At 66.4% G+C, this 4,725-nt stretch carries 4 protein-coding genes; 3 read left to right on the top strand and 1 reads right to left on the bottom strand.

Going from position 1 to position 4,725, the window contains the following annotated elements; translation table 11 throughout:
* The first annotated feature begins 120 nt into the window (after nt 1-120).
* The 3 genes from FA740_RS19125 to FA740_RS19115 are packed head-to-tail and all read left to right on the top strand — an operon-like array spanning nt 121 to nt 3,062.
* Nucleotides 121-1,098, top strand: coding sequence for a Bug family tripartite tricarboxylate transporter substrate binding protein (locus tag FA740_RS19125; RefSeq protein ID WP_169306388.1), 978 nt, complete (start codon nt 121-123; stop codon nt 1,096-1,098).
* Nucleotides 1,099-1,110: 12 nt separating this feature from the next.
* On the top strand, nt 1,111-1,560 hold the full coding sequence (locus FA740_RS19120; RefSeq protein ID WP_136858384.1) for a tripartite tricarboxylate transporter TctB family protein: 450 nt from the start codon (nt 1,111-1,113) through the stop codon (nt 1,558-1,560).
* Nucleotides 1,557-3,062, top strand: a complete 1,506-nt coding sequence (locus FA740_RS19115; RefSeq protein ID WP_136858383.1) for a tripartite tricarboxylate transporter permease — start codon at nt 1,557-1,559, stop codon at nt 3,060-3,062. Before FA740_RS19120 ends, FA740_RS19115 begins: the two co-directional genes overlap by 4 nt.
* A 298-nt stretch (nt 3,063-3,360) precedes the next feature.
* Here FA740_RS19115 and FA740_RS19110 read toward each other — a convergent pair whose 3' ends face one another.
* Nucleotides 3,361-4,725 carry an amidase gene (locus FA740_RS19110; protein ID WP_136858382.1) on the bottom strand — a complete coding sequence of 455 codons (1,365 nt, stop codon included), beginning with the start codon at nt 4,723-4,725 and terminating at the stop codon, nt 3,361-3,363.

The following is a 4,725-nucleotide window of genomic DNA, read 5'->3' as shown; positions in this document are numbered from 1 at the left end:
GAGCTAGATTGACGGCAGGCATGGGGCGTCTCGAAGCATCGCACCCATCTGCCCACTGGCCATTGACGCCCCTGCAAGCAAGGGCAACAAACGATGCACCATTCATCGGGGGAGCCTCATATGATCTATTGCCAAACACGCCGCGGTGCGGCCGTCGCCGCTTTCCTGACCGGATGCGCCCTGTCCTCTGCTGCAACCGCCCAGGATTGGCCCACCGGTCCGGTGCATATCTTTGTCGGCTTTCCCGCAGGCTCGTCACCTGACACCATTGCACGGATCGTCGCCGATCCCTTGGCCGAGGCGCTTGGCCAGCCGGTCGTCGTCGAGAACCGTCCCGGCGCCGGCGGGGTGATCGGGGTTCAGCAAATGTTGGCCCGCGGCGGCGACAGTTTTGGCATCACCATCAACGGCCCGCTGACCACGGCGCAGCGGCTGATCCCCGATCTGGGCTACGATCCTATGGCCGACATCGCCCCGGTGGGCCTGATCGCGACCAGCCCGCTGGTGCTGGCCGTGGGCGCGGATTTCCCGGCCGACGACCTTGCCGGTTTCATCGACGCTGCCGCCGAGCCTGAGGCAATCAGCTATGGTTCGGTTGGCGAGGGGTCTGGGGCGCATCTGACGGCCGAGCTGTTCGCCAGTGCCGCCGGGATCCAGCTGTTCCACATCCCCTTCCAGAGCTATGCCGAGGTCACGACATCCATCCTTGGAGGCGAGATCGACAGCGGCTTCATGGCCCCCTCGGCGGCGCTGCCGCAGGTCGAGGCAGGCACGATGAAGATGCTGGGCGTCACCTCGGCCGAACCTTTCGCGCAGGTGCCGGATGTTCCTGTCATCGCGGGGACCGCGGGCCTGCCCGGGGATTTCAGGGCCGAGCTGTGGAACGCCTTCATCGCCCCCGCCGGGACCGACCCGGCCGTGATCGAGCGTCTGAACGCCGAACTGAACACTATCCTGGCCGACAACGAAGTGCGCGACCGGCTGCTGGCGATGGGTTGGCAGGCGCAGCCCGGGACGCCCGCCGGTCTGGCACAGCGGATCGAAGATGACACCGCGCTCTGGGGCGGGGTGATCGACACGGTCCAGGCAGCCGAATAGGCCGGAACGCTGATGCGACGCGACCTGCATGATCTTGGCTGGGGCGCGGCCCTTGCGCTGACCGGGCTGGCCGTCGCGGGCTATGCCTGGGTCAGCTATGACATGGGCAGCCTGCGTCGAATGGGGCCGGGCTTCTTTCCGGTGACGCTCGGGATGCTGCTCGCGGGTCTGGGGGCGGTCATCGCCGTCCCCGCGATGAGCCGGCCCGGTCAGTCGCGCCCCTTCGCCTGGCCCGAGATTATCGCCGTCGTCGCGGCGTTGCTGGTCTTCGGCATGCTGCTGGACAAGTTGGGCGTCCTTCTGACCACGGCGCTGACGGTGCTTATCGCCAGTTCGGTCGCACCGCGGGGGGGCCTTGGTTGGCGGCTGGTGCTGTCCGTCGCGGTGACGGCGCTGGTCTGGCTGGTCTTCGTGCGCGGCCTGAACATGTCGCTGCCCGTCTGGCCGGGGGCGCTGCGATGACCACGCTGGAGGGCCTGGCCCACGGGCTGACGGTGGCCTTGCAACCGGGTGTGCTGATCTACAGCCTTCTGGGTGCGGTGCTTGGCACGCTGGTCGGCGTTCTGCCCGGCATCGGCGCGATGGCGGCGATCACGCTGCTGCTGCCGATCACCTACTATATTTCGTCCGAAGCGGCGCTGGTCATGCTGGCCGCAGTCTATTACGGCGCGCAATATGGCGGGGCTGTCGCCTCGATCCTGCTACGCCTGCCGGGCACGCCGCAATCGGCGGTGACCACGCTGGACGGCTACCCGATGGCACAGCAGGGGCGTGCGGGCGTCGCACTGTTTACGGCGATGGTCTCGTCCTTCGCGGGTTCGATGCTGGGGATCGTGATTCTGGTCCTGCTGGCGGGCTGGCTCAGCCGGTTGGCGACCAGCTTCGGCGCGGCGGATTACGCGGCGATGATGGTGATGGGGCTGGTCGCGGCCTCGACCATCGGCGAGGGGCGAATGGCCAAAAGCCTGGCGATGGTCGTGCTGGGCGTGATCCTGGGCTGTGTCGGCACGGACGTGAATTCGGGCGCGCAACGCTTCACCTTCGGCCAGGTCCAGCTGCTGGACGGCATCAATCTGGTCGCGCTGGCGATGGGCCTCTTCGGTCTGGCCGAGATCATCGGCAACATCCGCAAGGCCGAGCGCGACGGCCCCCCCGCCCGCGTCAGCCTGCGAGAGCTGGTGCCCACGCGCGACGACCTGCGGCTGATGGTGGCGCCCATCACCCGCGGGACCGCGCTTGGCGGCTTTTTCGGCGCGCTGCCGGGCACCGGCTCGACCATCTCGTCCTTTCTCAGCTACGCGCTGGAGCGGCGCGTCGCCCACCGGCCCGAACGCTTTGGCAAGGGCGCCATTGAGGGGGTCGCTGGCCCCGAGGCCGCCAACAACTCGGCCTCGATCACCGCCTTCGTGCCGACGCTGACCCTGGGCATCCCGGGCGATCCGATCATGGCGCTGATGCTGGGTGCGCTGGTCATCCACGGCATCCAGCCCGGCCCGATGATGCTGGAGGCGCATCCGGACATGTTCTGGGGCCTGGTCGTCAGCTTCGGGATCGGGAACCTGTTTCTTCTGGTCCTGAACCTGCCGCTGATCGGGATCTGGGTGTCGATGCTGCGCATTCCGTTCCGTTGGCTTTACCCGGCGATCATCATCTTCGTCTGCCTGGGCGTCTATTCCGTGCGCGGCTCCACCTTCGACATCGTCATGGTCGCGGCCATCGGGGCCATCGGCTATGCGCTGACGCAGGCGGCCTTCAGCCCTGCGCTGCTGCTCCTGGGCTTCGTCCTCGGCCCGCTGATCGAGACGAACCTGCGTCGCGCCCTGTTGGTCTCACGCGGCGATCCGGTGATTTTCCTGGAGCGCCCCATCGCCTGCGGTTTCTTGATCGCAACGTTTGGGCTCCTGATCTACGGCTTCGTGAAGCGCCGCGACCAAGGATCTCAAGCCAGCGGCGTGAGAGACTAGTGTAGCCATGTGCGGCTATGCAGCGTGGACCGGCCAAGCCGGATCAATTGCGCGGCCATTCCGCTCTGACCTCGAAGCACCCGCTACCTGCCTTGGTCTTGGAGGAGTTTATGAGAACGTCCAAGTCAAGATTGGGTGCTGCCGAGGGCGCTTGGGGATGGACGTCGCTGCAACGGTCAGCAACGTTTGCTTCCAGAAAGACTCACCGAACATCTCTGTTCGCCGTCACCCTCCGCTCCGGGCCGGAACGTGCATTCCCTGGCAAAGCCGCCTCGGCTGCCTCGGCAAACTCCACCGCTCAGATTGCAGGCCCGCACGCGATCCAGTCGGTAGCGGCCTCATATTCCCGCCCGAGGTTCAGGACCGCCGCGTCCTGTCCACGATGTCCAATCAGCTGCACTCCCATTGGTGTGCCCTCGGAAGAAAATCCTGCCGGCACGCATAGCGCAGGCAGCCCGGTAAGGGAGGCCGGCACCACGATCTCCATCCAGCGGTGATAGCTGTCCATCGTCGTGCCGGCAATCTGCTGCGGCCAGTGCCAATCCGCATCAAACGCAAAGATCTGCGCCGAAGGCAGTGCGAGGATATCCACCTTCATCCTGGCCGTGCAGCGGAACCAGTCGGAACGAATGGCGCTGGCCCTGCGAATGTCGGCGGCCGTTGCTGCGAGACCGCGCTCGATCTCCCACTGCAGCTCAGGCTTCACCAGTTCGGGCGATTTGCGCAGCAGCGGTGCAAGGTTGCCGGCAATGGTCCAGCTGCGCAGCAGGGTCCAGGCCTCCCACAGCGCCTCGGCCGGAAAGGGAGGCGCCAAGGCCGTGACGCTGTGGCCCAGGTCCTCGAACACGCGGACAGCTGCCTCGCACAGTTCCAAAACCCCCGGCTCCATAGTATAGGCGCCACCCCAGTTGCCCAGCCAGCCGATCCTCAGTTTTGCACCCGTCGCTTCGGGGCGGTAGGGCCCGCTGGAATGCGGGTGCCTCGGGTCATGCTCTGACTGGATGGCCAGCAGCAGTTCGAGATCCCGGATCGACCGCGCCATCGGCCCCTCAGTCGACAGCTGCGCCAGAAACAGATCGCCCGGTCCGCTGCCTGCCACCAGCCCATAGCTGGGCCGGAACCCGAAGACGTTGTTCCATCCCGCCGGGTTGCGCAGCGAGCCCATCATGTCGGAGCCGTCCGCCAGCGCGACCATCCGGGTGGCCAACGCAGCTCCGGCACCTCCGCTCGACCCGCCGGCCGAGCGGGTCCGGTCATAAGGGTTTCGGGTGACGCCATAAACGGGGTTGTAGCTGTGCGAACCCAAGCCGAATTCTGGCGTGTTGGTCTTGCCGATGATCACCGCGCCCGCACGTCGCAGCCGTGCAACCATCGGGCTGTCAGCGGCAGGCACATGGTCGCGGAAAGCAGGCGAGCCATAGCTGGTCACGATCCCTGCCGTCTCGGTCAGGTCCTTGATGGCCATGGGAAGGCCCTGCAGCGGACCCTGGGGCGCGCGTTCGGCCTCATCGAGAAGCGTGTCGCGGTCGCGCAGGGCCACGATGGCGTTGATCCCAGGGTTGATATCGTTGATCCGGTCCAGCGTCGTCGTCATCAGCTCTCGGGCCGTGACGGTTCCGGCACGCAGGGCAGCCAGTTGATAGGTCGCGTCATGTTTGATCAT

It is taken from the genome of Paracoccus hibiscisoli, assembly GCF_005048265.1.
In the GTDB taxonomy this organism is placed as follows: Bacteria; Pseudomonadota; Alphaproteobacteria; order Rhodobacterales; family Rhodobacteraceae; genus Paracoccus; species Paracoccus hibiscisoli.
Note: the sequence above shows the minus strand (reverse complement) of the source record. Positions and strands in the feature narration are given on the sequence as shown.